At 73.7% G+C, this 25,265-nt stretch carries 22 protein-coding genes; 14 read left to right on the forward strand and 8 right to left on the reverse strand.

All coding sequences use genetic code 11. The annotated features are described in order from the left end of the window. Positions 1–29 precede the first annotated feature (29 nt). Positions 30–2,318: an accessory Sec system translocase SecA2 gene (gene secA2 / locus ACFPFQ_RS30370; RefSeq protein ID WP_379624942.1), complete on the reverse strand. Its 2,289-nt coding sequence runs from the start codon at positions 2,316–2,318 to the stop codon at positions 30–32. Positions 2,319–2,422: 104 nt separating this feature from the next. Between secA2 and ACFPFQ_RS30375 the strand changes: the two genes are divergently transcribed. Continuing rightward, the gene (locus ACFPFQ_RS30375; RefSeq protein ID WP_379624944.1) at positions 2,423–3,103 is read left to right on the forward strand and encodes a FadR/GntR family transcriptional regulator; all 681 of its coding nucleotides are present in this window, start codon (positions 2,423–2,425) and stop codon (positions 3,101–3,103) included. Further along, positions 3,103–4,326, forward strand: a complete 1,224-nt coding sequence (locus ACFPFQ_RS30380; RefSeq protein WP_379624946.1) for a CynX/NimT family MFS transporter — start codon at positions 3,103–3,105, stop codon at positions 4,324–4,326. The genes ACFPFQ_RS30375 and ACFPFQ_RS30380 overlap by 1 nt, the downstream gene beginning before the upstream one ends. Positions 4,327–4,356: 30 nt before the next feature. Here ACFPFQ_RS30380 and ACFPFQ_RS30385 read toward each other — a convergent pair whose 3' ends face one another. Then, positions 4,357–5,439, reverse strand: coding sequence for an ABC transporter substrate-binding protein (locus tag ACFPFQ_RS30385; protein ID WP_379624948.1), 1,083 nt, complete (start codon positions 5,437–5,439; stop codon positions 4,357–4,359). A 174-nt stretch (positions 5,440–5,613) separates the two neighbouring features. Between ACFPFQ_RS30385 and ACFPFQ_RS30390 the strand changes: the two genes are divergently transcribed. Together ACFPFQ_RS30390 and ACFPFQ_RS30395 are read left to right on the forward strand one after the other, a co-directional pair. Further along, on the forward strand, positions 5,614–7,857 hold the full coding sequence (locus ACFPFQ_RS30390) for an AAA family ATPase (protein WP_379625486.1): 2,244 nt from the start codon (positions 5,614–5,616) through the stop codon (positions 7,855–7,857). A gap of 113 nt (positions 7,858–7,970) precedes the next feature. Further along, the gene (locus ACFPFQ_RS30395) at positions 7,971–8,783 is read left to right on the forward strand and encodes a nucleotidyltransferase domain-containing protein (RefSeq protein ID WP_379624949.1); all 813 of its coding nucleotides are present in this window, start codon (positions 7,971–7,973) and stop codon (positions 8,781–8,783) included. Here ACFPFQ_RS30395 and mgrA read toward each other — a convergent pair. Both mgrA and ACFPFQ_RS30405 read right to left on the reverse strand, forming a co-directional pair. Continuing rightward, on the reverse strand, positions 8,752–9,780 hold the full coding sequence (gene mgrA, locus ACFPFQ_RS30400; RefSeq protein WP_379624951.1) for an L-glyceraldehyde 3-phosphate reductase: 1,029 nt from the start codon (positions 9,778–9,780) through the stop codon (positions 8,752–8,754). The two genes, ACFPFQ_RS30395 and mgrA, sit on opposite strands and share 32 nt — an antisense overlap. An 82-nt stretch (positions 9,781–9,862) precedes the next feature. Next, positions 9,863–10,513, reverse strand: a complete 651-nt coding sequence (locus ACFPFQ_RS30405; RefSeq protein ID WP_379624953.1) for a DUF4232 domain-containing protein — start codon at positions 10,511–10,513, stop codon at positions 9,863–9,865. A gap of 121 nt (positions 10,514–10,634) precedes the next feature. Here ACFPFQ_RS30405 and ACFPFQ_RS30410 point away from each other — a divergent pair, with 121 nt between their 5' ends. From ACFPFQ_RS30410 to ACFPFQ_RS30440, 7 genes are all read left to right on the forward strand, one after another. Continuing rightward, entirely contained in the window at positions 10,635–11,234 is a 600-nt protein-coding gene (locus ACFPFQ_RS30410; protein WP_379624955.1) for a PadR family transcriptional regulator, read from the forward strand. Between the two features lie 94 nt (positions 11,235–11,328). After that, on the forward strand, positions 11,329–11,535 hold the full coding sequence (locus ACFPFQ_RS30415; protein ID WP_379624957.1) for a hypothetical protein: 207 nt from the start codon (positions 11,329–11,331) through the stop codon (positions 11,533–11,535). Next, a complete protein-coding gene (locus tag ACFPFQ_RS30420; protein WP_379624959.1) occupies positions 11,481–11,852 on the forward strand; it encodes a hypothetical protein in 372 nt (123 codons plus the stop codon). The genes ACFPFQ_RS30415 and ACFPFQ_RS30420 overlap by 55 nt, the downstream gene beginning before the upstream one ends. After that, complete coding sequence (locus tag ACFPFQ_RS30425) at positions 11,849–12,886, forward strand: nitroreductase/quinone reductase family protein (RefSeq protein ID WP_379624961.1); 1,038 nt, start codon at positions 11,849–11,851, stop codon at positions 12,884–12,886. The genes ACFPFQ_RS30420 and ACFPFQ_RS30425 overlap by 4 nt, the downstream gene beginning before the upstream one ends. Beyond that, a complete protein-coding gene (locus ACFPFQ_RS30430; protein ID WP_379624963.1) occupies positions 12,883–15,567 on the forward strand; it encodes an SNF2-related protein in 2,685 nt (894 codons plus the stop codon). The genes ACFPFQ_RS30425 and ACFPFQ_RS30430 overlap by 4 nt, the downstream gene beginning before the upstream one ends. Beyond that, positions 15,564–16,352 (forward strand): SWIM zinc finger family protein, encoded by a 789-nt coding sequence (locus ACFPFQ_RS30435; RefSeq protein ID WP_379624965.1) that lies wholly within the window; start codon positions 15,564–15,566, stop codon positions 16,350–16,352. Before ACFPFQ_RS30430 ends, ACFPFQ_RS30435 begins: the two co-directional genes overlap by 4 nt. Before the next feature lie 104 nt (positions 16,353–16,456). After that, complete coding sequence (locus ACFPFQ_RS30440) at positions 16,457–18,025, forward strand: hypothetical protein (RefSeq protein WP_379624967.1); 1,569 nt, start codon at positions 16,457–16,459, stop codon at positions 18,023–18,025. A 148-nt stretch (positions 18,026–18,173) separates the two neighbouring features. Here the strand turns inward: ACFPFQ_RS30440 and ACFPFQ_RS30445 are convergent, their stop codons facing one another. Continuing rightward, on the reverse strand, positions 18,174–18,437 hold the full coding sequence (locus ACFPFQ_RS30445; RefSeq protein WP_379624969.1) for a hypothetical protein: 264 nt from the start codon (positions 18,435–18,437) through the stop codon (positions 18,174–18,176). Positions 18,438–18,464: 27 nt separating this feature from the next. On the opposite strand from ACFPFQ_RS30445, the gene ACFPFQ_RS30450 reads away from it, so the two are divergent. Next, positions 18,465–18,887 carry a hypothetical protein gene (locus tag ACFPFQ_RS30450; protein ID WP_379624971.1) on the forward strand — a complete coding sequence of 141 codons (423 nt, stop codon included), beginning with the start codon at positions 18,465–18,467 and terminating at the stop codon, positions 18,885–18,887. Between the two features lie 6 nt (positions 18,888–18,893). Here ACFPFQ_RS30450 and ACFPFQ_RS30455 read toward each other — a convergent pair whose 3' ends face one another. After that, positions 18,894–19,766 carry a DUF4436 family protein gene (locus ACFPFQ_RS30455; protein ID WP_379624973.1) on the reverse strand — a complete coding sequence of 291 codons (873 nt, stop codon included), beginning with the start codon at positions 19,764–19,766 and terminating at the stop codon, positions 18,894–18,896. Between the two features lie 122 nt (positions 19,767–19,888). Here ACFPFQ_RS30455 and ACFPFQ_RS30460 point away from each other — a divergent pair, with 122 nt between their 5' ends. Continuing rightward, the gene (locus tag ACFPFQ_RS30460; RefSeq protein ID WP_379624975.1) at positions 19,889–20,659 is read left to right on the forward strand and encodes a sulfite exporter TauE/SafE family protein; all 771 of its coding nucleotides are present in this window, start codon (positions 19,889–19,891) and stop codon (positions 20,657–20,659) included. Here ACFPFQ_RS30460 and ACFPFQ_RS30465 read toward each other — a convergent pair. Both ACFPFQ_RS30465 and ACFPFQ_RS30470 read right to left on the reverse strand, forming a co-directional pair. Next, on the reverse strand, positions 20,653–22,545 hold the full coding sequence (locus tag ACFPFQ_RS30465) for a serine/threonine-protein kinase (RefSeq protein ID WP_379624977.1): 1,893 nt from the start codon (positions 22,543–22,545) through the stop codon (positions 20,653–20,655). The two genes, ACFPFQ_RS30460 and ACFPFQ_RS30465, sit on opposite strands and share 7 nt — an antisense overlap. A 145-nt stretch (positions 22,546–22,690) precedes the next feature. Then, positions 22,691–23,155 (reverse strand): MarR family winged helix-turn-helix transcriptional regulator, encoded by a 465-nt coding sequence (locus ACFPFQ_RS30470; RefSeq protein WP_379624979.1) that lies wholly within the window; start codon positions 23,153–23,155, stop codon positions 22,691–22,693. 117 nt (positions 23,156–23,272) lie between these two features. On the opposite strand from ACFPFQ_RS30470, the gene asnB reads away from it, so the two are divergent. Beyond that, positions 23,273–25,132, forward strand: coding sequence for an asparagine synthase (glutamine-hydrolyzing) (gene asnB, locus ACFPFQ_RS30475; protein WP_379624981.1), 1,860 nt, complete (start codon positions 23,273–23,275; stop codon positions 25,130–25,132). The last annotated feature ends 133 nt before the right edge of the window (positions 25,133–25,265 follow it).

Here is a 25,265-nt window from a genome sequence, read left to right on the forward strand (position 1 = left end):
AGGCATTCAGAGTCCCCTCCGGACCGCTGCTACCCCGGTTCCGGGGCCGCAGACCCGGGCCGCAGCCCCGAACGGCGCATCATCGTGCCCATGGAGTGCAGGAAGCGGTCCTCGGAGTTGCCGAACGGGTTGTCATTGACCATGTAGGTCCAGGTCGAGGCGGGACGCTGGAGGCCGAGGCCTTCCAGGTCGACGCCGTCGGCGGTGATCGCGGCACTGTCGAACGTGGTGGTGGCCCGCTCGTAGGCCCGCTGCAGGAACTCCTCGAACTCCGCGATCGCGATCCGGTGGTACTCGTCAACAGGCGTCTCGCGCGCGATCGCGCGCAGGTGGATCCCCTCCCGGACGTCGGTGAGGAATCCCAGGTGATCGCTCCAGCCGCGGTCGAGGTGATACAGCACGATCTGGCGGGCGGCCTCGGCCACGACGTCGGCGCCGAGCTCCGTGCGCAGCCGGGCGTAGCGCTGCGGGCTGCGCTCCTCGAGGTGGCGGGCCGCCTCGTCGCCGCGCAGCACGTGGTCGCGGTGGGCGAGCAGGTCGGCGCGCTGGCCCTCGCCGAGCTGGTTGTAGCGCCACGTGCCGCGATGCCCGTCGAGGTGCGCGCCCTCCGCGGCGCGCTGCGCGTTCTCGACGGTGTGCTGTGCGCGGGCGTCGTGGACCGCACCGTCCTCGTCGACCTGCTGGGGCACGGGGGCGTCGGGCATCTGCTGCACGACCAGGTCGTCGTCGAAGCTGGTGAAGAACAGCGAACCGCCCGGGTCGCCCTGCCGGCCGGCGCGGCCGCGGAGCTGGTCGTCGAGCCGGCGGGTGTGGTAGCGGCCCATGCCGACCACGCAGAGCCCCCCGAGCGCGGCGACGCCCTCCCCCAGCCGGATGTCGGTGCCGCGCCCGGCCATCTGCGTGGAGATCGTGACCCGGTCCCGCTCGCCGGCGTGGGCGATGATCGCCGCCTCCTCGACGTCGTTCTTGGCGTTGAGGACGACCGCCTCGACACCCGCTGCGGCCAGCTGCGCGGCGAGTCGCTCGGACTCCGCGACATCCTGGGTGCCCAGCAGCACCGGCCGACCGGTGGCGTGCACGGCAGCGACGTACGTGACGACGGCCGCCTCCTTGGCGGCGACGGTGCGGTAGAGGCGGTCGGGCTCGTCGACACGGATGCAGTCGACGTTGGTGGGGACCCGGCCCACCGGGAGCTTGTAGAACTCCTGCAGCTGCTCGGCGACGGCGACGGCGGTGCCGCTCATGCCGCACACGGTGCGGTAGCGCTTCACCAGCGCCTGCACGAGCATGCTGTCGAGCACCTCGCCGCTGTCGCTGGCCGCGACGCCCTCCTTGGCCTCGACGGCGGCCTGCAGCCCGTCGGGCCAGCGCTGCAGCCTGCCCACGCGCCCGCGGGAGACGTTGATCAGCTCGACCTTGCCGCCCCGCACGATGTAGTCGACGTCGCGGTGCAGCAGCGCCTGGGCGTGCAGGGCGGCGTTGATCTCGGTGAGGCGGTGGCGGTGGTCCTCGCCGTAGAGGTTGACGTCGCCCAGTTCCTTCTCGAGGCGGTCGAGCCCGGCCTCGGTGAGGAAGACGTTGCGCCGGTCGTCGTCGGTCTCGTAGTGGGTGTCCTCCTCGAGCCCGGCCACCAGCGCGGTGATCGTGGCGTCGTGCGGGGCCTCGGCCGCCGCGCCGGCCAGTACCAGCGGCACCCGTGCCTCGTCGATGAGGACCGAGTCGACCTCGTCGACGATCGCGACGTCGGGCTCGGGCAGCTCGGCGCCCGCGGTATCGGTGCGCAACCGGTGGCGCAGGACGTCGAAGCCGATCTCGCTGACCGATCCGTACAGCACGTCGGCGGCGTAGGCCTCCCGGCGCTGCTCCGGGGTGGAGTGCTGGTCGATCCAGCCGACGGTGACGCCCATGAGGGCGAACAGCTCACGCATCCAGGTGGCGTCGCGGCGGGCCAGGTAGTCGTTGGGTGACAGCACGTGCACCCGGCGGCCCTGCAGCACGAAACCGGCGGCCGCCAGCGCTCCGGAGAGCGTCTTGCCCTCCCCGGTGGCCATCTCGACGACATGGCCGGTGAGCAGGCCGACGGTGCCGATCAGCTGTACGTCGAAGGGGCGCTCCCCGAGCGTGCGCCGCGCCGCTTCGCGCCCGATCGCACACAGCTGCGCCCAGGGCGCCTTCGCCGTACGCAGTGCCTGGGCGGCGGCGGTCAGTTCGGTGTCGGAGCAGGCCTCGAACTGCGCCTCGAGCGCACCTGCGGCCGTCGCGACCTTCCGGTAGCGCTGCACGTTGGCCGTGGCAGGTCGCTGGAGAACACGGAGCACGGCACTGCGAACCTGCTGGACGACCACACCTTGCAGCTTAGAGCGGCAGCGCGTTCGGTCACATCGTCACCTGGACGGGAAACATGGGATGTTAGGTTGATCCGGTGAATCTGACTCCGGTGCGTGTCGGGCGCGCATGCGACCAGGTGATGGCGCAGCTCGAAGGCCTCATCTCCACCGGAGAGTGGCCGGTCGGGTCCAAGATCCCCGCCGAGCCCGAGCTCGTCGCCGCGCTGGGGGTGGGCCGCAACACCGTGCGCGAGGCCGTGCGCGCGCTGGAGCACGCGGGCCTGCTGGAGCCCCGCCGCGGCGACGGCACCTACGTCCGGGCGGCGTCCGACCTCGGTGCGGCGCTGCTGCGCCGGGCCCGCCGCAGCACCGTGCTCGACGTGCTGGACGTGCGCGCCAGCCTGGAACGTGACGCCGCGGCCACCGCCGCGCTGTGTCGCACCCCGGCCGACGTGGTGGCGATCCGGGCCGCCGTCGCGGCCCGGCGGTCCGCCACCACCGGCGGTGACCGCACGCGGTTCGTCGCGGCCGACCTGGACTTCCACCGGGCGGTGATCGCCGCGACGGGCAACCAGGTGCTCATCGACCTCTACGCCGGGCTCACGGAGGCGCTGCAGCACAGCGTCGCGACCGTCGACGCGCTCGATGACGATCCGAACGGCTTCCCCGGCCACGACGACCTCGCCGAGGCGATCGCCGCAGGCGACCCGGTGGCGGCGCGCGCGGCCGCGAGCGCGTACCTCGACGCCGCCCGCGCGCTCGTGGAGGGGCTGTGATGACGGCGGCGGCACCGGTCCGGCCGGTCCCCGCGGTGCGTTCGACGTCGTTGTGGGTGGCACTCGCGATCGTGCTGGTGGCGATCAACCTGCGTCCGGCCGTGGTGGCCGTGGCGCCGTTGCTGGCCGAGATCCGCGTGGTCGAGGGCCTCTCCGGGGTCACCGCCGGGTTGCTGACCGCGCTGCCGGTGTTCTGCTTCGGGCTGTTCGCCCCGGTGGCGCCCGTGCTCGCGCGGCGGATCGGGATCGAGCGGGCGCTGTTCATCGCGCTGGTCCTGCTGGTGGCGGGCTTCGCGACGCGCCTGCTGCCGTCGCTGGTGGCGCTGTTCGCTGGCACCGTGCTCGTGGGCGCGGCGATCGCGATGGGCAACGTCTTGCTGCCCAGCCTGATCAAGCGCGACTTCTCCCACCGGACCGGCCTGATGACCGGGATCTACACGATGGCGATCTCCGCTGGCGGTGGACTGGCGGCCGGCCTGACCGTGCCGGTGGCGCAGGCGGCGGGCCTGGACTGGCGGCTCGCGCTGGGTGCGTGGGGCATCGTGGCGCTGGGTGCGCTGCTGTGCTGGTTGCCGCAGCTGCGCGGGGCCGGGCACCGCATCGGTGCCGGCGCCAGCCAGGTGGCCGCGCTGCGCCGCGACCCGATCGCGTGGCAGGTCACGGCGTTCATGGGGCTGCAGTCGATGAGCTACTACGGTCTCGCCGCCTGGCTCCCCGCGGTGTTCGTCGCCCGCGGATTCGACGCGGCTGCCGCGGGCTGGCTGCTGTCGATCGCGAGCTTCACCGGCATCGCCGGTGCCATGGCGGCGCCGACGATCGCCACGCGGTTCCGGCAGCAGTCGGCGGTGGTGGCCGGGGTCACGGCCCTGTCGGCGCTCGGGCTGCTCATGGTGCTGGTGATCCCCGGAGCGGAGATCGTCGGAACGGTCGTGCTCGGCGTCGGGCAGGGCGGCTGCCTCGGGGTGGCGCTGACGCTGATGGCGCTGCGCGCCCCGGACGCCGCACACGCCGCGCAGCTCTCGGGCATGGCCCAGAGCGTCGGCTACATGGTCGCGGCGGCCGGCCCGTTCGCCGTCGGTGCGCTGCACGACCTCAGCGGCGGCTGGACGGTGCCGCTGGTGGTGGTGCTCGTGATGTTCGCACCGCAGGCGGTGGTGGGGGCACTGGCCGGACGGGCCCGGTTCGTCGGTGAGCGCGAGGCGGCACCGGCGCCTGCTCCCTGACGGGCGCCCTATCGCTGAGGTGCGCGGCTCTCAGCCGGTGTGCAGCACCCGGAGGCGATCGGGTTGCGCCGGATCCCGGTCGACGACCTGGATCGGTGGCCAGGTCCACTGCCACACCGCGATGCCCGGTGTCCGGGAGAACCGGATCGTTCCGCGCGTGCCCTCGACGGCGACGTGCGGCCAGGACGCGGCGATGCTCGCCCGGTCGGTGCCGTGGGACCGCAGCACGTCGGCGAGGACGGTGACGGTGTCGTAGCCCTCGAAGGCGACGAAGGAGGGCGCCGCGGCCAGCCGCTCGCGCAGTGCCCCCTCGACACGCGCGCCGAGGGGTCCGAGGCGCTCGGGCAGGTAGCGCAGGAACGGGATCGCGGCGCCGTCGGCGCCGAGCAACGCTGCCCAGGAGGGGAACTCCGGTTGCCCGGCGGGGGCCCCGATCAGGAGCTCGGTGAGGCGCCGGTCGCGGCGCACGGCCCGCACGATCGGTACCGCCGGGTCCGGGTGGCCGACCAGCAACAGCAGTGCCGTGGCGCGCTGGTCGACGAGCGCCTCGCACACGGCCGCGGGGTCGAGTTCGGGGCCGAGGTCGACGACCGTGGCGCCGCGTGGAGTGAGGTGCTCGCGCAGGATGCGCGTGCCGGCGGCCCAGTAGACGCTCGGCTGGGCGGCGACGGCGATCCGGGTGTGGCCCGCGCCGAGGAGGAGGTCCGCGTAGGTCCGCCAGCCGCGTGACTGTGCCGGGGCGAGTCGCGCGACCCATTGCGTGGGCTGCTCGGTGAGGGCGTCGAGTACCGCTGACGAGCAGAGGAACGGAAGGCCGACTGCGTCGGCCCGGGCGGCGGCCGAGCGGGCGACGACGCTGTGGTACTCCCCCACGACGGCGGCAACCCCCAGCTGGGCCAGCTCGTCCACGGCCGCAGCGGCTCGCTGCGGGTCTGCTGCGGTGTCGCGGACCACCAGTTCCAGAGGCCGGCCACCGATCCCGCCTGCGGCATTGACGTCCTGGACGGCGAGCTCGAGGCCCGCGAGCAGCTGCCGGCCCGCCTCGACCCAGCCGGGCGGGGTCAGCGGTGCGAGTGCGCCGATCCGGACGGGCGGGGGTACCGGGGTGATCATGGGAGCCAGTGCACCCGCGGCCAGGGCGGCAGGCAACCGGTTATTCGGCGGGCGGGCGACCGAAACCTTGTCATCCGGCATTCCCGAAGGTGCCGATCGAATGCTATTCTGACAAGTCGGCGACCATGCAATTCCGCGCTGATAAATACCACTCTACCACATTTCGGGGTGCAGATGAAAGACGGGGTCCGCGATCCGGAGCTCACTGCGGAGAAACTGTATGTCAACGGCCTGTATGACCGGCTCGAGGCCGAGCGCCGGGCGGCCCAGGAGCGGGCTCGCCGGGTGTTCGACGAGCCGTTGGAGTCACTGGGCACGCTCAACCACGACCGCTGGCAGCGCGACGTCGCCGTCCGGACCTGGTCGAACCGCTCCGTCCAGCTGGGGGCGGCGCGCACCGGGCTGTGCTTCGGGCGGCTCGACCGCACCGGTGGGGTGACGTCCTACATCGGCCGGATCGGCCTGTTCGACGACGCGCTGGACGAACCGCTGCTCACCGACTGGCGGGCCCCGGCGGCGCGGCCGTTCTACTGCGCCACCGTCGCGCAGCCCGAAGGTGTCACGCGCCGGCGCCATTTCCGAACCGCCGGCGCCACGGTCGTCGCCTTTCATGACGACGTGCTCGACGCGGATGCCGTGCTCGATGCGGGTATCACCACGTCCCATGCCGGCGATGCCGCATTGTTCGCGGCGATCTCGGCACCGCGGGCTGCCGCGATGCGCGACATCGTCAGCACGATCCAGGCGGAGCAGGACCAGATCATCCGGTTGCCGCTGGCCGGCACCGTCGTGATCGAGGGCGGCCCCGGCACCGGCAAGACCGCGGTGGCGCTGCACCGGGTCGCCTTCCTGCTCTACGAGCACCGCGAGCGGCTGGTGCGCCGTGGCGTGCTCGTGGTCGGGCCGACGCCGGCGTTCCTGACCTACATCGGTGAGGTCCTGCCCGCGCTCGGGGAGACGGCCGTGGTGTTCACGACGCCGGGCATGGTGCATCACGGGCTCGAGACGACCGCCCTCGATCCGCGCCCGGTCGCGTGGATCAAGGGCGGGCTCGGCATGGTCGACGTCCTGCGCCGCGCCGTCGCCGACCGCCAGGAGCTGCCCGTCGAGCCCCTGCGCGTCGAGCTCCCCGACGTGACGGTCGAGATCGACCACGACCTCGCGGCGGTGGCGCGGGAGCGGGCCCGCGCCACGGGGCTGCCGCACAACCTGGCGCGCAGCGCGTTCCGGGCCGCCGTCGGGGAGGCACTCGTCGAGCGTGCCGTGCGGGCGATCGGCGCCGGTTGGCTGCGCGACGCCGACCTCGACTCCGCGCCGGCGGCCGGTGTCGCGGCCGACCTGCGGCTGGAGCTGAGTGACCATCCGGGCTTCCAGCAGGCCATCGACGCGCTGTGGCCGGTGCTGACGCCGGAGCGGTTGCTCGCCGACCTCTACGGGTCCCGCGAGCGGCTCGCGGCGATCAGCACGGACGTCGATCTGACGGTGCTGCACCGGGACGTGGCCGAGGCGTGGACGGTGTCCGACGCGCCGCTGCTGGACGAGGCCGTCGAGGTGCTCGGTGCGGTTCCGTACCAGCCTGCGCCCACCGCGGACGCGGCCGAGGATGGGGCTGCCGACGATGGGACTGCTGACGACGACGCGGTGTTCGCCGAGGGCGTCCTGGAGATCTTCGAGAACTACGACCGTGACGACGACGAGTCGTTGCGCGCCGTCGACGTCATCGATGCGGCGCGGCTGGCCGAGCGCAACGCCGCGGCCGATCACCGCACCGTCGTGGAGCGGGCCGAGTCCGACCGGGAGTGGACCTACGGCCACATCGTGGTCGACGAGGCGCAGGAGCTCTCGGAGATGGACTGGCACGTGCTGATGCGCCGCTGCCCGACCCGGTCGATCACCGCCGTCGGGGACCTGGCTCAGCGCGGTTCGGCGGCGGGTGCCCGGAGCTGGGCGGGGGTGCTCGCGCCGTTCCTCGCGTCGCGGTGGACCCGCCAGCAGCTGTCGGTGAACTACCGGACGTCCGCGGAGATCATGGAGCTGGCCGCGCGGGTGCTTCCGGAGATCGGGCCCGGGCTGGTGGCCCCGGCGTCGGTGCGATCGACCGGGGATCGGCCGTGGGTGCGGGAGGTGGCCGCCACCGCGCTGGGCCCGGAGCTGGCGGCGGCGCTGGCGGCGGAGCTCGACGGGTTGGTGGGCACGGCGGCGGTGATCGTGCCGGACGGCTTCGACGCGCCCGCGGAGCTGCCGGTGGCGGTGCTCACCGCGGCCGAGGCGAAGGGACTGGAGTTCGACACGGTGATCGTGGTCGAGCCCGGGCGGATCCACGCCAGGAGCCCGTCGGACCTCTACGTGGCGCTCACCCGCGCCACCCGACGGCTCGGTCTCCTGCACGCCACGCCGTTGCCGGAGTGCCTGCGCTAGCGCCCCGCGCCCCCGCACGTCAGGAGGGCGTCCCTGCTGACGTTGAAGGTCAGCAGGGCGTCCCTCCTGACGTGCGGGGCCCGGTGCCGGCCGGCCCGGGTAGCGTTCCGTCGGTGGATCCGCGGCAGGCGACGGAGTTGGCGCAGCGGGTGGTGGCGCGGCGCTGGCCGGCAGCGCTCGCCGTCGTCCTCGCGGGGAGCAACGGGGCCGGGCGCGCCACCCCGACGTCGGACCTGGATCTCGTGGTCCTGCTGCCGCCGCCCGGGCCGGTGCTGCGCGAGACGGTCGGCCGCGCGCCGCTGACCGAGCTGTTCGTGCACACCGCCGAGTCGTGGCAGGTGTTCGTGGCGAAGGAGACCGCGGCGCGGCGTTCGCCGTTGCTGCACATGTGCGCGTCCGGGGTGCTCGTGCGCGACGTCGGCGGGCACGGCGCCCGCCTGCAGCGCGAGGCCCGGCACCGCTGGGCGGCGGGCCCGCCACCGCTGACGTCCGCGGAGAGCAACGACCGCCGCTACGTGCTCACCGCGCTGGTCGACGACCTCGGCGGCAGCTGCGAGCCCGACGAGCTGCTCACCGTCGGCGCCGAGGTGTTCGCCGCGGCGGGCGAGCTGACGCTGCTGCGCAGGCGCCGGTGGCTCGGGCGCGGCAAGTGGCTGGTGCGCCGCTGGTCGGCCACCGACCCGGACGGCTGCGCCGCCGCGTGTTCCGGGCTGCGGCGCCTGGCGGCCACCGGTGATCCGCGGGAGCTGGTGGCCGCGGCGGCCCGGGCTCTCGACGCGGCCGGTGGCCGGGTGGGCGCCGGTTACCGGCGGCTCGCCCCGGACAGCACCGTCCGCGGTGCCGCCCCCAGACCGGGCCGATCGGGCGGGCTGCGGGCGGCGACGCGGCGGGAGCTCAGCGCTCGGCGGAGCGTGCCCAGAGGTTGATGCCCGCGTCCACGGCGTGCTGGTCGATCGTGGCGAGCTCGTCGTCGCCGAAGGCCAGGTTGTCCAGCGCGGAGAGGCTGTCGTCGAGCTGCTCGACGCTGCTCGCGCCGATGAGCACCGACGTCACGCGCGGGTCGCGCAGGCCCCACGCGAGCGCCATCTGCGCGAGCGACTGGCCGCGGTCGCTCGCCATGGCGTTGAGCGCGCGGACGTGGGCGAGGTTCTTGTCGCTGAGCAGGTCCGTGGACAGCGACGACCCGCGCGAGGCCCGTGACCCGGCCGGGACGCCGTTGAGGTACTTGTCGGTGAGCATGCCCTGCGCGAGTGGGGAGAATGCGATGCAGCCCACGCCCTCCTCCCCCAGCACGTCGAGCAGGTCCTCCTCGATCCAGCGGTTGAGCATCGAGTAGGACGGCTGGTGGATCAGCAGCGGTGTGCCCAGGTCGCGCAGGATGGCGACGGCCTCGCGGGTGCGCTCGCCGCTGTAGGAGGAGATGCCCGCGTACAGCGCGCGTCCGGACCGCACGGCGGTGTCGAGCGCGCCCATCGTCTCCTCGAGCGGGGTGTCGGGGTCGAAGCGGTGGCTGTAGAAGATGTCGACGTAGTCCAGGCCCATCCGGGCCAGCGACTGGTCCAGGCTGGCGAGCAGGTACTTCCGCGATCCGCCGCCCTGCCCGTACGGGCCCGGCCACATGTCGTAGCCGGCCTTCGTGGAGAGGATCAGCTCGTCGCGGTGGGGCTTGAAGTCGGCGGCGAAGTGCCCACCGAAGTTCGTCTCGGCGCTGCCGTAGGGCGGGCCGTAGTTGTTGGCGAGGTCGAAGTGCGTGACGCCGCGGTCGAACGCGCGGCGCAGGATGGCGCGCTGGGTGTCGAGCGGGCGGTCACCGCCGAAGTTGTGCCAGAGGCCCAGCGAGATCGCGGGCAGGTCCAGTCCGCTGCGCCCGCAGCGGCGGAACGTCGCGGCGTCGTAGCGTGCGGAGTCGGCGACATAGGTCATGCCGTCATACTCGCAGCCCGCAATCCGGGCCGAGCGCCCACTGGCTCATGATCCAACCCGAACCAGTGCGCGTTCGGTGCGCTCAGCCGGGCTGGACGGTCTGCACCTGCAGCTGCTGGCTCGGCGCGGGCGGGGTCTTGGCGCAGCCGGTGGTCTCGTAGGGCAGGTACATCGCGGCCGTGTCGTCGGGCGGGTACACGCGCAGCCCGCGCACCGGGGTGTAACCGCAGGCGGCGTTGTCGAAGTTGTGGACGTTCGCGAGCTGGATCTTCGCCGCCGCCGCGGCGCCGGGCTTGAGCGACACGGCTGGACCGAGGGCCCCGCTGCGACCTGCGGCCGGGCCGACCTGGTGGCCGTCGTCGCCCGCCACGTAGGAGACCCCCGGGAAGCCGTGCACCGTGCAGGTGCGGTTGCTCTTGTTGGTGAACACCACCGACAGGTAGACCGAGCCCGCACCGGCGTCGGCCGGGCCGAGCGAGCCCGAGAGCTCGGCGGTGGTGCAGCGCGCCGGGTCGCTCGCGCCGCCGTTCGGGGACGGGGCCGCCGTCGGCGTCGCCGAGGGCACCGGGGCAGCCGAGGTGGTGCTCGACCCTGCCGTGCTCGAGGGGGCCGCGAACGGCGGCGGCGCGACGGCGCCGCCCGATCCCCCGCTCGAGCAGCCGGCCGCGAATGCTGCGAGCAGGACGGCAGCGGCGGCTGCCGCGAGCCGAGCCGTGGTGGTGTTCCGGTTCATGTGATCGCCCCCTGACCGCCGATGATGCCCTCCCGGGGCGGGAGAGCGGGGACCGTGCGGTCCGTTGCGCGACCCAACCAACCGATCGAGCGATGCCGTGCGGCGCGGATAGGCTGGTCCGATGTCGGCGACGCGCCTGCTGGTGCTGGGGGTGGTGCGCGGCTACGGCCGTGCCCACGGGTACCTGGTGGGCAACGACCTCATCGCGTGGGGCGCCGACGAGTGGGCCAACGTCAAGTGGGGTTCGATCTACCACGCGCTCAAGTCGCTCACCACGGCCGGCCTGCTCATCGACTACAACGACGTCCCGGGTCGCACCGAGTACGAGCTGACCGAGGCGGGCCACGACGAGTACCTGAAGCTGCTGCGCGACGCCGTGCGCCGACCGCAGCCCCGGCCGGACTTCCTCGGTGCGGCGCTCGCGATGCTGCCGTCGCTCACGCGCGAGGAGGCGATCCGGCTGCTGCGGGAGCGTCGTACGACGCTCGAGCAGGCGCGGGAGAAGGCGCAGGCGCAGGTCGACGCCATGGTGGAGCCGCCGCACGTCCGCGAGCTGTTCGGGCTCTCCGAGCACAACGCGGCCGGTGGCGTCGCCTGGACGCAGGGCCTCATCGAGCGGCTGGAGGCGGGCGCGTACCCGATGGCGGGTGAACCGCACTCGCCGGGCAAGCCGGGCAGCTGGCCGGCGCTGCAGTTCCCGCCCTACCCGCCCCGCGCGTAACACTCGCCCGGTTTCGGTCGATTCAAGTTTGCATACCCCGCTCGCGTCCGGCACACTCGATGGCCCGCTGTTCAAATTTGAGTATGGAGGGTTCTTGCCCATCGCGCCCACCGCCGTCCGCACCGACTCCCCGCGCAAGAACTTCCCCGGTTCCGCCGGGCCGGCACTCGCCGGTGTCGACCACGGGCTGCTGGGCCCCAACGGGGCCGGCAAGACTTCGCCCTCACCGACGCCGCCGACCGCCCGGTGGGGCGCTACTCCGGCGGCATGCGCCGCCGGCTCGACCTGGCCACCAGCATGATCCTGGCGCCCGCCGTGCTGTTCCTCGACGAGCCAGCCACGGGGCTCGACCCGCGCGGGCGCGCGGAGGTGGTGGGACGCGGTGCGCGGGCTCGTCTCCGGCGGCACCACCGTGCGCTGCTGCAGCGGGCGGCCGGCACCGCGGCCACCGTCGATGCGGACCTGCAGCGCGTCTCGGCACCGGTCCAGGACCGGCTGGCGGCGCTGGGTGCCACCCTCGCCGCGCTCGCGAGCGCAGGGGTGGAGGCCGAGGACCTCAGCGCCCGTCGCCCCACCCTGGACGAGGTCTTCCTGCAGCTCACGGCGGTGGCTGCGTGACCGTCGCGCCCCTGCACGGCTCCCGTGCCGGATGGCTGCTTGCCGACAGCGTGACGCTGTTGCGGCGCTACCTCGCACACCTGCGGCACCGGCCGTTCGAGCTGGCCGGCACCCTCGGCTTCCCGATCCTGATGGTCCTGATGTTCGCGTTCCTGCTCGGCGGCATGATGGCCGTGCCGGGAGGCGGCGACTACCGCCAGGCGCTGCTGCCCGGCATGTACGCGATGACGATGCTGTTCGGGATGTCCACCACGATGCTCGCGGTCGTCACCGATGCCAGGTTGGGCATCACCGACCGGTTCCGGTCCATGCCGATGTCGCCCGCAGCCGTCCTGCTCGGGCGGGCGGTCGCCGACATGGTCATCGCCACGATCGCGCTCGTGGTGATGCTGCTGGCCGGGCCGGCCGTCGGATGGCGGGCGGACGGCATCAGCGGTGTCGTGGGCGCCGTGGCACTGCTCGTGGATCGCCACGCACGCCGGGCTCATGGCCGTGCTCTGGCCGCTCGCGATCCTCGCCCTGTTCGTACCACTGTCCGTCCGCCGCTACCGGGAGATGAGCCGATGACCGAGACCAGCAGGATCAGCAGGATCAGCAGGATCAAGCCACCGTCGTGGATCAAGGGGATGAACGAGGGGCTGCTGGAGCAGCAGCGCCAGGGCACCGCCGAGTTCGACCTGCCCGTGCTCACCGTGCCGGGCAGGCGCAGCGGCGAGCCGCGCCACACCCCGCTGACCGTCCTGGACCAGAACGGTCAGCGGTTCGTCCTCGGCGGGTTCCCCGCTGCGGACTGGATCCGCAACGTCCGCGCCGCCGGTGAGGGCGTGCTGCGCGTCGGCGGCGTCGAGGAGCGGGTTCGGCTCGTGGAGCTCGATGCCGTGGCCGCACTGCCGGTGCTGCGGGCCTGGCCGGCCGTGACGCCGGAGGGGGTGGCGATGATGCGGGATGCCGGTGTCATCACCGACACCACCCCGGAGGCGTTGGCGACCGTGGCCGGGATCTGCCCGGTGTTCCGCGTGGAGAGGGTTGCGTGACCGAAGCGGTCTTCGTCCCGTCCGATCCCCCGCGTTCCGGCGCGCTGTTGCTGTGGGAGACCGCCCCGGGACGTCAGGAGGGACGCCCTGCTGACGTCCGGGTGGCGCTGGCCGACGGGTCCGCCGTCACGGTCGGTGCGCGGCGCCTGGGCATCGAGGAGGCGCTCGCGTTCCTGCTCGGTGCGGAGCACGAGAGTTCCCTACGGTTCTGGGCCGCCACCGCCCGGCTCGCCCTGCACCTGGCGGCACGGGGGCGGCTGCTGCCGGGTGTCTCCCCCGCGGGGTTCGACGCCTGGCGGGTGGGCCCGCTCGACCCGGAGGACGGCGAGCGGGTCCGGGCGCTGGCCGCCGCCATGCCCGCCACGGCGCGCGCCGTGCCGGTGCCCGACACCGACCCGCCACTGCTGCCGGCGGCCGTGTCACTGGTGCGGGCCTTCCTCGACGCCGTCGCCGACGTGCTGCCCCGCACCGCCGATGCCACCGGCCCGTTTGCCTCCGTGGCGCCCCTGGACGTCTCCCACCTGCGGGAATGGGCCGCCGAGGTGGCGGCGGGCGTCGACGCCGGCGTGCGCGTGTCGCTGCGGATCGCGGCCCCGGCCGACCCGTCCACCGGCCGGTTCCGGGCGGTGGTGCAGCTGCACGCCCTCGACGACCCGACGCGGGTGGCCGACCTCGCCGCGGTGTGGGCCGGTACGGCGGTCGGCTTCGGAGCTGACCGCCGTTTCGACGCGCTGCTCGCCGTCCGGCGGGCGGCCCGGTTCTGGGACCCGCTGGCCCGGCTGCTGAGCCAGGCGGTCCCCGATGCGCTCGACCTCGACGACACCGAGGTCACCGAGCTGCTGGGCACCGGCGCGGCGGCGCTGGCCGCGGCCGGCATCGGCGTGCACTGGCCCCGGGAGCTGACCCCGGCGCTCAGCGCCCGAGCCGTGGCCGGTGGCGGTGCGCGTCCGGCGGGCTTCGCGGGTGGCGCCGCGTCGCTCACACTCGACTGGGAGCTGGCACTGCGCGGTGACCCCCTCACCGCGACGGAACTGGCCGAGCTCGCCGAGAGCCACCGCCCGGTGGTGCGCCTGCGCGACGAGTGGGTGCTCGTCGACCCGACCGCCCGGCGGCGCGCGCGCCAGCGCACGGCGGGTCCGGTCACGGCGCTGGCGGCACTGGGCGCCGCGCTCACCGGCGAGACCGACCTCGACGGCGAGCCGGTGCCCGTCACCGCGACGGGCTGGCTCGCGCAGCTGCGCGACCGGCTCGCCGAGCCGCCCGCACCCATCGCGGCGCCTCCGGGTCTGACCGCCACCCTGCGCGACTACCAGCTGCGCGGGCTGGGCTGGCTGCAGCGGACGACGTCGCTCGGGCTCGGCGCATGCCTGGCCGACGACATGGGGCTGGGCAAGACGATCACGCTGATCGCCCTGCACCTGCTGCGCGACGGTAGGGGCGGACCGACGCTCGTGATCTGCCCGGCATCGCTGCTGGGCAACTGGGAACGCGAGATCACCCGGTTCGCCCCGGGAATGGTGGTGGCGCGGTTCCACGGTGCCGGCCGGGTCGTCGACGCGCAGGCCGACGTCGTGCTCACCACCTACGCCACCCTGCTGCGCGACGCGCCGCTGCTGGCCGGGCGGCGTTGGGGGCTGCTCGTCGCGGACGAGGCGCAGAACGTCAAGAACCCGGCGTCGGCCACCGCGCAGGCGCTGCGCACGGTGCCCGCCGCCGCCCACGTCGCGTTGACCGGCACTCCCGTCGAGAACGACCTCATGGAGCTGTGGGCGATCCTGGACTGGGCCACCCCTGGCCTGCTCGGAACGCGGGCCGGTTTCCGGGCCCGGTGGGCCGACCCGATCGCCGAGGGTGACGCCGACGCGGCTGCCCGGTTCGCCCGCCTGATCGCGCCGTTCCTGCTGCGGCGGCGCAAGTCCGACCCCGGGATCGCACCGGAGCTGCCCCGCAAGACCGAGACCGACCGGCCCGTCGGCCTCACCCACGAGCAGGCGGGCCTCTACGAGGCCGTGGTGGCCGAGACGCTCGCCGAGATCGAGGACGCGACCGGGATGGCCCGGCGCGGAAAGGTGATCGCCCTGTTCACGGCGTTGAAGCAGATCTGCAACCACCCGGCGCAGTACGCCCGGGAGCCAGATCCCGTGCTGGCCGGGCGCTCCGGCAAGCTCGAACTCCTCGACGACCTGCTCGACACGATCCTCGCCGAGGGTGGCGCCGTGCTCGTGTTCACCCAGTACGTCACCATGGCCCGGCTGTTGCGGCGCCACCTCGACGACCGCGGCATCGGCACGCAACTCCTGCACGGCGGCACACCCGTCCCGCAACGGCAGCGCCTCGTCGACGCGTTCCAGGACGGCGCCGTCCCGGTCTTCCTGCTCTCGCTCAAGGCGGCCGGTACCGGGCTCAACCTCACCCGCGCCGACCACGTCGTCCACTACGACCGGTGGTGGAACCCCGCGGTCGAGGACCAGGCCACCGACCGGGCCTACCGGATCGGGCAGACCCGGCCGGTGCAGGTGCACCGGCTGATCGCCGAGGGCACCCTGGAGGACCGCATCGCCGCGATGCTCGAGACCAAGCGGGCGCTGGCCGACGCCGTGCTGACCGGCGGGGAGGCGGCCCTCACCGAGCTCTCCGACGCCGAGCTGGCCGACCTCGTCACGCTGCGGGGCCCGGCATGACCGCGGCACGGGGCTTCCCGGCGTTCCCGCCGCGTCCGGGACGGCGGGGCCGTTCCTGGTGGGCGCGCGAGTTCGTGGCCGCGATGGAGGACGCCACCCGCGACAGCCTGCTGCTGCGCCGCGCCCGCCGCTTCGCCGGCAGCGGGCGGGTGGGGCCGCTGACACTGTCGCCGGGACGCATCGGCGCCACCGTCGATGACCCGGACGGTGCCTACGACGTGGTCGTGCGCCTCACGGCATGGGACGGGCCGGACCAGGCACGGTTCCTCGACCAGGTCGCGGCCGAGGCCGGGCACCTCGCCGCGCTGCTCGACGGGGACGTGCCGCGGTCACTGCTGCACGCGGCCGCAGCATCCGGGGTGGCGCTGTTGCCCACCATCGGTGACCTCGAGTCGGACTGCGACTGCCCGGACATCGGGGATCCGTGCGACCACGCCGCGGCACTGGCCTACCAGGCGGCGTGGCTGCTCGACGACGACCCGTTCCTGCTCCTGCTGCTGCGTGGCCTGGACCGCGACACACTGCTGGACGCGCTCGGCCAACGGCGAGCCGGCGCCGCGGCCGCCACCGTCGACCCCGATCCGCTGGAACGGCCCGTGGCGGCATCGCTCACCTACGCCACGACCCCGGCCCCGCTGCCCGACCTCGGACTCTCGCGCCCGCGGCGCGCCGTGGTTCCCGCCGTGCCGCCGGCCCCCGGACTCCCGGAAGATCTGCTGGCAGACCTCGTGAGGGTGGCTGCCGACCGAGCCCGGACGATCACCGGCGGCGCCGCCGATCGGTGACCGGCATCACATCTGCGTAGTTCTGCCGAACCCCTTTTTCGCCACCCGGTCTATCTCTATGGCGCGGTCATCGACGAAGCTACGCGGTGGGGGAAGGAACGACATTGCCGACATATGGATCCGGGCCGACCAATCAAGCTGGGCCGACGTCCGACGACGCTCCGACGGACGAGGCCGCAGCCACGGGTGCCGGGCCCGTCTCGCTGGCCAAGGACGCCGCGCCCGACACATCGCCGCCCGCGGAACCGCTGCCCGCCGAACCGCTGCCCGCCGAACCGCCGCCCGGGGCCACCGAGGTCATCGCGCGGCCCGCGGGCACCGTCCAGGTCGAGGCACCGGCGCCGCAGGACGCAGCCAGCAGCGCGGCCACCACGATCATGCCTGCTCCCGGTGCCACGATCGTGCCGGGAGCCACCGGCGGCGGGACCACCGACGTCATCGAGTCCGCGCAGACCGTGCAGGTCCCGGCGGCCGAGCTGCCCCAACCCGGTCCCGGGCCCCAACCCGGCACCGCGCAACCCGGCACCGCGCAACCCGGCGCCGCGCAGGCCGCACCGACCCTCGTCGGGGTCGCTCCCGTGCGCTGGCCCGCGCCCGCGGCGGAACCGGCGCCTGGCGGATCCGGGTCTGGCGGGCCGCCCGACGGGCCACCGCCGGACCGCTCGGGTGCACCGCGTCGCCTCGTCGGCCCGCCGCAGTGGGTGCTCCTGACGATCGCGGGCATCGCCGCCGCCGTCCTGATCGCCGGGATCGTGATCGTGCTGGTGGCGCTGAACCGGCCCAAGCCCGCCGAGCTCGTGGCCGACTCGGTCACGGACGCGGGCACCTGGTCGGGTGCTCACTACCAGGGCACGGTCAGCGGTGCGGACGGCGCGCTCGACTTCGATCTCGACGTCACCGCCGACGGGGCGCAGGGCACGCTCACCCGCAACAATGGGCAGGCGCGCGCCGAGATCGTGCGGGACAAGACCGGCACCCTGATCAAGGCCAACCAGCAGTGGTGGCAGCGGGCCTACCCCGCGGCGGCCGCCCGGCTCGCCGACGGTTGGGTGGCCGACCCGGTGGCTGAGCTCGTGGCGGTGGAGCCGATCCTGCGCGCGAACCCGCGGGTGCTGATGGGCACCGTCAACCCGAACCAGCCCCAGGGCTGGCGCGACGCCGGTGAGTTGACCGTGGCCGGCCAGGCCGCGAAGGAGATCACCGACGGCGCGCACCACCTGCTGATCGCCGACGCCGCTCCGCACCGGCTGCTCGGCATCGACATCCTGTCCGGCGCCGACCAGGACAAGAAGCCCACCCGGGTCTCCGCCGTCGACGCGGCGAAGATCGGGCAGATCAACGGGGCGGCCGGCGCCGCCCGCGGTGCCACGCCGCCGAAGTCGCTGTCGCAGCGGCTGCTGGAGCGGCCCAAGCTGACGGTCGACATCAAGCCGGAGACGCCGTGTCGCAACCCCACCTGCGCCGCCACGAGCGTGGTGGTCAACTCGGGTGACCTCGTGGGCACCGGCACGCTGCAGGTGTCGGCCGACGACCAGGTCATCGGCCGACACGACTTCTCGATCGACCCCGGCCAGACGCTCACCTTCACCGACTCGGTACCCAACAGGGCCTTCAGCGGGGCGGCTGGCACGTCCATCCAGGTGCTGTGGAAGGTGGAGGCGCTCCCCCGCTAGCAGCGGATGGGTGACGGGCATCACATTCCGGGACGTCGGCCCAACGCCGGAGCCGGTCCTGTCTTCATCGCGAGTGACGCGATCATCGGCAGCACCGTGCGAGGGGACCGATCATGACGGCATCCGGGACCGGCGGTCCTGACCAGGGTCATCCGGAACAGGGGGATCGGGAGCAGGCCGGCACCGAGCTCGTCTCGCTCGTGAAGGGCGAGGGGTCGACGCCGATGGCGGACGCGCCGCCCCCGCCCAACCCCTGGCTGCCCCCGAGCGCACCCGACCCCGGCTCCGCACCGCCGCGGACGCGGGTGCCGAACTTGCTGTCGGCGAGGTCCACGAGCTGCTGGCCGTCGACGACACGCTCACCGATCTGGTTCCAGAAGACCCTCGCCGAGGGATCGAACAGGCGGGCCAACGCCCGTGGGTCCAGATCGAGGTCGCGATGGACGTGATCTCCGTGACGCGCCGCGACGACCAGCTGACGCGGGTCATCGAGGTCCCCGCGGCCCGGGTGCCGCAGATCCGCGCCGCCCTGTGGGCAGCGCGGACGAGTGCGCAGGGGAAATCCGTGACGCAGCGCGCCGCCGAGCGTCCGCGGGTGCAGGCCAAGGTCGAACCGGGCCCGCTGTGCGTGGCCACGATGTGCCCGGCGACGGTGACGCTGACCAATACCGGTGACGTCGCCGGCACCGGCCGGGTGGACGTACTGGTCGACGGGGCGAGCATCGGCACCCACCCCTACCGGCTCGACCCCGGTCAGCGCGTCACGGTCACCGACACCTTCGCCAACCGCCTCTACACCGACAACAGCGCGCCGGGCAGCCGCACGACGGTGCTGGTCCAGACCCGGGTCGTGCCGGACTGAGCAGCCTCACCGGCGCGCGCGGACCCCCTGGACGATCACCAGCACCAGCGACAGGGTGATGATCGCCTCGGCCCAGAAGAACGCGCAGTAGTCGATCAGCGAGCCGATCGGCGGCAGCCCCGGGGCGGCGTTGCGGAACCCGACCAGCGCGAACAGCGTGGCCGCCATCCAGCCCATGGCCGGCCACACGAGCCCCAGCCTGCGGCGCACGATGTGGACCGCCCCGGCGAGCACCGACAGTCCCAGCGCCCACATCACGATCAGCTGGAACCAGGCCAGGATGTAGGTGCTGCGCGAGCGCGTGACCCGCAGCGCCGCCGACGCGTAGCCGGTGTCGCTCTGCTGCGCCACCGGCGCGGAGACGAAGCCGGGGTCGTGGTCGGTCACGAAGAGCTGGACCGGTGCGGGCTCGCCCGCGGCGTCGACACCGACGTAGAGCTCACCCCGGTAGCTGTCGAAGGGGAAGAACGAGACCACACCGTCGAGCGGGACGCGCAGCTCGCGGGCGGTGATCCGCTCGTGGGCCCGGAACGTCAACGGTGCCGTCGTGAGCGATGAGGTGTCCAGCACCAGGTCCCTGCTGGGCGCCGCAGGCTCGCCCGCGTCGGCGTTGGCGCCCTTCGGGACGACGAGCACCTGCAGCACCATCTCGCGGGCGGCCGGTTCGATCCGCTGGACCGTGACCAGCACGGAGACCGTGTCGGGCGAGGGCGCGTCGGCCGGGATGGAGTACTCGACGTCGCGGCTGGCGAACTCGCCGTAGAAGCCCGCTGCGCCGATACCGATGGCGAGCGCCACCGCGAGCGGCCCCGCGACGTACGCCCAGCGGTGGCGGGATGCAGTGGGCGCCGGGACGGGCGCCGGGTCAGGATCTGGCACGGCGCTCAAGGTAGGACCTCGCGGGTGGCCTCTCTCCCGGTTGCCCGATTCCGGACCGGATCGGGTGTGCTCACCGTCGCATCCCGAACCGGGGGTGGCGAGCCGCACTAAGCTCCGACGCGATGGCCGTCGACACGTTCCTGCTGCTCGTCGTGGCCGGGCTCGCCGCCGGGCTGAGCGGATCGATGGCCGGCCTGGCCTCCCTGTTCTCCTACCCGGCGCTGCTCGCGGTGGGGCTGCCGGCCACCGCGGCCAACGTCACCAACACCGTGGCGCTCGCGTTCAGCAGCGCAGGCGCGACGGCGGGGTCACGACCCGAGCTGGTCGGCCAGGGCGCGTCGGTGCGCCGCTACGCGCTGGTCAGCGTCGTGGGTGGGGCGGTGGGTGCCGGTCTGCTGCTCCTCACGCCGCCGGGGGCGTTCGAGCGGATCGTGCCGTTCCTCGTCGGCGCCGCGGCCCTGCTGCTGCTGGTGCAGCCGCGCCTCCGGTGGGCGGCCCGGCCCGCGACCGAACAGCCCGACGAGCCCGGGCGCGCCCATCCCGGCGTGCTGGGCGGGGTGCTGGCCGTCGCGGTGTACGGCGGCTACTTCGGAGCGGCGGCCGGGGTCCTGATGCTGGCGCTCGTACTGGTGGGGCTGCCCGTCTCGCTGCTGCGGGCCAACGCGCTCAAGCAGGTGCTCACCGGGCTCGCCAACGGGGTGGCGGCGCTGGGCTTCGCCGTGTTCGGTCCGGTGGCGTGGTGGGCGGTGCTGCCGCTCGCGATCGGCCTGCTCGTGGGCAGCTGGACCGGACCCGCCGTCGCCAGGCGGCTGCCCGCGACAGCGCTGCGGATCGGTATCGCCGTGGCCGGGCTGGCGCTGGCCGTGTCACTCGGGGTGCAGGCGTATCAGTGAACCGGCGTGCCGCCTGCTGTTACGGGCCCGTCCAGCGCCACCCCGGCCTTGCGGAGCCAGTCGTTGAGCGCCACCTGCACCGCGCGCAGCGGTGGACGGCGGGCCGGGTCGTTGTCCATCGCGGCCTGCAGCAGCGCGAGGTGGGCGGTGCGCCGCGGCAGGTGCGTGAGCGCGGCACCGGAGGCGGCGGCGCGCAGTCCCGACACGGCGTCGGGGTGCCCACCGCGGGGCGGATGGCCGGTGAGCGCGTAGGACACCGTGGCAGCGAGCTGCCAGGCGTCCGACGCCGGCGTGGCGCGCTCGCCACACGCCGCCTCCGGCGACAGGAAGTCGGGGGTGCCGAGCACGAACCCGGCCATCGTCATGGTGGCATCACCGGTCTTGCGGGCGATGCCGAAGTCGATCAGGTGCGCGAGCCCGCCGGAGTCGACGACCACGTTGCCCGGCTTCACGTCGCGGTGCATGACGCCGCGGTGGTGCGCCGCGTCGAGCGCACCGGCCACGCTGAGCCAGACCCGCGCGGCGGCGATGTCGTCGAGCACCCCGCGGGCACGTACCAGGTCACCGAGCGAGGTGCCGTCGACGAAACCCATGACGATGACCATGCCCTCGAGCTCGGCGAGGCCGGGATCGCTCGTGGCCGGGATCAGGTCGAAGATCCGTACGCAGTGCGGGTGGCGCACCGCGGCGAGCGCGCGGGCCTCCCGCTGGATGCGCTGCTCGGTCTCCGCGTCGGGTGCGTGCGCGGCCTTGAGCGCGACATCGTGGCCGAGCTTGGCGTCGTGGGCGAGCCAGACCCGGCCGAACCCGCCCGAACCCAGCCGACGGACCAGCTGGAACCGGGGCGCCGACCGTGGGCCGGTCAGCAGCGGCGGTAGCGCGGTGAACGGCGGCGCCGCCGAGATCGGTGCCGGCACGGCAGCAGCGGCGGGAGCGGCCGACACCGGCGGGATGCCCGCCACCAGCGTGGGCTTGGGCACCGCCCGGGCGCCGGAGGCCGGCACCGCGCTCGCGCGCGACGGCGCGATCGGGGGCCGCCAGACCGGCGCCTGCTGGCTGCTCGGCCCGGACGGCACGATGCTCGCGCGACGTGCAGGGGCCGCGGGCGGCCGGGCGGGGGCCTGCTGACCGGACGGCTGGTGTCCAGCGTGTTGCTGACCCGTGCCCTGACCAGTGCCCTGGCCAGCGGCCAGCGAGCGCCGGACGACCTCGCGCGACGGCGTGCCCGCGAGCAGGACCACGACGATGCCGGCGAACGAACCAGCCACCGCGCCCACCCAGAGATGGCCGGTGGCGCCCGCGGGCTGTCCGATGGTGAACACCGCGAGCGCCAGCGTCGGCAGCCAGAAGAACTTGGCGGGCCAGCTCGGGCCGCGGCGCAGCGCCAGCCTGGCCTGCGCGGCCACGAACATGCTCACGACCACCGGGAGCAGCGCCAGCAGGACGATCGAGACACCGAACCGGCCCGGCGAGGACAGGTCGAAGGAGTCGCCGACCGACGGGCCGCCGAGGTAGGCGCCCTGCGGGCCGACGAAGAAGCACTGCGAGGTGCCGAGGTTGCGCAGCTCCGCCGTGGAGAACCCACCGCCGGTGCCGGCGCTGACGTCACGGAACACGCGGCCGGTGCCGACGAACACGAGCAGCGGCAGCAGGCCGGCGGTGACGACGCCGATCCCGGCGAGCGTGCCGGCCTCGACGGTGCCGTAGCGCGAACCGATGCGCTTGCGCAGCAGCGCGACGACCACCGCACCGACCGCAGGCAGCAGCCCCACCGCCACCCCGACGATGGAGACCGCCCACGCCCAGCCGCCGGGGCAGACGTCGGGCGCCGCGGCTCGCTGCAACGCCGAGAACAGGTTGGCGAGCAGCGCGGTGAGCCTCTCCACGGCGCTCCTCCCCCTCCACCGAACCCCCGGACAACGGCGCTTCCACTATGGCACTAGCGGGCCGTGCGGGTGGTGAGGACCCGGATGCGTGGTTCCGGAGGGTCCCGGCGAGGTCCACGGCGCGTACGGGCAGCGGTACCGACCGTCAGCGCCGGTGCGCGTCGAGGTCCAGGTTGAGCCGGGCGAGCAGGTCGGCGAGGGCCTCCCCGTCGGCGTCGGACCAGGAGCGCAGGACCTCGCGGAGCCGTTCCCGGCGGGCCGTACGGACCCGGGCCACCTGTGCCCCGCCCTGCGGGGTGAGGGTGACGACGACGGCACGGGGATCACCGCGATCCGGTGCCGTGGCGACCAGCGCCGCCGCCCCCAGCCGGGCGACGTGCCTGCTCGTGGTGGGCTTGCTGATGCCCAGCCTGCGGGTGAGCTCGGTGAGCCCCTGCGGCCCGTGCTCGTGCAGCAGCGCCAGTACCGGGTAGGTGTAGCGATCGACCGGCCCGTTGCCGTAGCCGCCCGCCCACACCTCCTCGAGCGTGCGCCGCAGCAGCACCGTGATCTCGCGTTCCACACGGGCGAGCGGATCGCGGTCGGTGGCGGGTCCCGTGAGCAACGCCACTTCCGCAAGATCAGGACTTATGGGCACGAATCGAGCGTACTGCGGTTGCGCCGCGCAACGTTGCAGCGTGCAATGGTGTTACACAAGCGTCACGGTTGATTACCGGGGGTTAACAACATGTGCGGAATCTGTGGATGGGTCGATCACGAGCGCGATCTCGGGGCACCCGACGCCCGGCGCGAGCTCGCCGAGATGACCGAGACCATGGCCTGTCGGGGCCCCGACCAGGAGGGCACCTGGGTCGACGGCCCGGTCGGCCTCGGCCACCGCAGGCTCGCGGTGATCGACGTGCCCGGCGGCCGCCAGCCGATGACGCTGGTGGACGGCGAGCGGACGCTGGCGATGGTCTACAGCGGCGAGGCCTACAACTTTCGCGAGCTGCGCGAGCGGCTCGCGGCGGCCGGTCACCGGTTCGAGACCAGCAGCGACACCGAGGTGGTGCTGCACGCCCACCAGGAGTGGGGGCGGCGCGACCCGCGCGACGCCGTGCGCGAGCTCAACGGGATGTTCGCCTACGCGCTGTGGGACACCAGCACGCGGGAGCTCGTGCTCGTGCGCGACCGCCTCGGGATCAAGCCGCTCTACTACTACCCGACACCGCACGGCGTGCTGTTCGGCTCCGAACCGAAGGCGATCCTCGCCAACGCCGCGGCCGAGCGCGTCGTCGACGCCGACGGCCTGCGCCGCGCGCTGAGCTTCGTCGCGGATCCGCGCAACGCCATCTTCAAGGGGCTGCGCGAGGTGCCACCCGGCTACGTCGTGCACGTCGGTGCCGACGGCATCCGCGAGTCCCGCTACTGGCAGCTCGCCGACACCGGCCACACCGACGACGTCCCCACCACCGTGCGCCACGTCCGGGACCTGCTCGAGGACACCGCACGCCGCCAGCTGATCTCCGACGTGCCGCTGTGCACGCTGCTCTCGGGCGGGCTCGACTCGTCGGCGCTGACCGCGCTGGCGGCGAAGCACACGAGCGACCGCATCCGCTCGTTCGCTGTGGACTTCACCGGCTACACCGAGAACTTCACCGCCGACGACGTGCGGGGCACGCCGGACGGTCCGTACGTCCACGACGTCGAGAAGTACGTGGGCACCGACCACACCGACATCACGCTGTCCACCGACGAGCTGATGGATCCCGGTGTCCGGGCCGCCGCGCTGCACGCCCGGGACCTGCCCAACGGGATCGGCGACATGGACACGTCGCTCTACCTGCTGTTCCGCGCCGTGCGACAGCGTTCGACGGTGGCGCTGTCGGGTGAGTCGGCCGACGAGGTGTTCGGCGGGTACCGCGACTTCCACGACGCCGACACGGTCGCGGCCGACACGTTCCCGTGGCTGGCCGGACGGATGATGAAGGCCCACGAGCAGCGCCCCGGGCTCTTCGACCCGGCGCTGGAGAAGGAGCTCGACCTGCCCGGCTACGTCGACGCGCAATACCGGGCCGCGCTCGCCGAGGTGCCCCAGCTGACCGGTGCGGCGGCGAACGACCCGCACGAGCGGCGGATGCGGGAGATCTGCTTCCTGTACCTGACCCGGTTCCTGCCCAACCTGCTCGACCGCAAGGACCGCATGAGCATGGCCGTCGGGCTCGAGGTGCGGGTGCCGTTCTGCGACCACCGCCTCGTCGAGTACGTCTTCGGCACCCCGTGGGCGCACAAGACGTTCGACGGGCGGGAGAAGAGCCTGCTGCGTGCCGCGACGGCCGACCTGCTGCCCGAGTCGGTGGTGCAGCGCGTGAAGAGCCCCTACCCCTCCACGCAGGACGTGCGCTACGAGAAGGTGCTGCGTGACGGCGTCGCAGCGCTGCTGGCCTCCCCGGACGCACCGCTGACGCCCCTGCTGGACCGGGCGGCCGTCACCGCGGGACTGGCCGACCCCACGCCCCAGACCGGCATGGCCGGGCGGATGCAGTGGGAGCAGCTGCTGAGCATGAACTCCTGGCTCACCGACTACCGGGTGACGGTGGCGGTGTAGCGCGCCCTGCGCCAGACATCGCCAGCGACACCGCCCCGAGAGGTCGCAGCATGGTGGCCATCCCAGCGTCAGATCGCAGGATGGCCACCATGCTGCGATCCCGGGAGCGCCTGCATTGAGCCGTGGCTTCACG

The organism is Pseudonocardia sp. GCM10023141 (assembly GCF_042653605.1).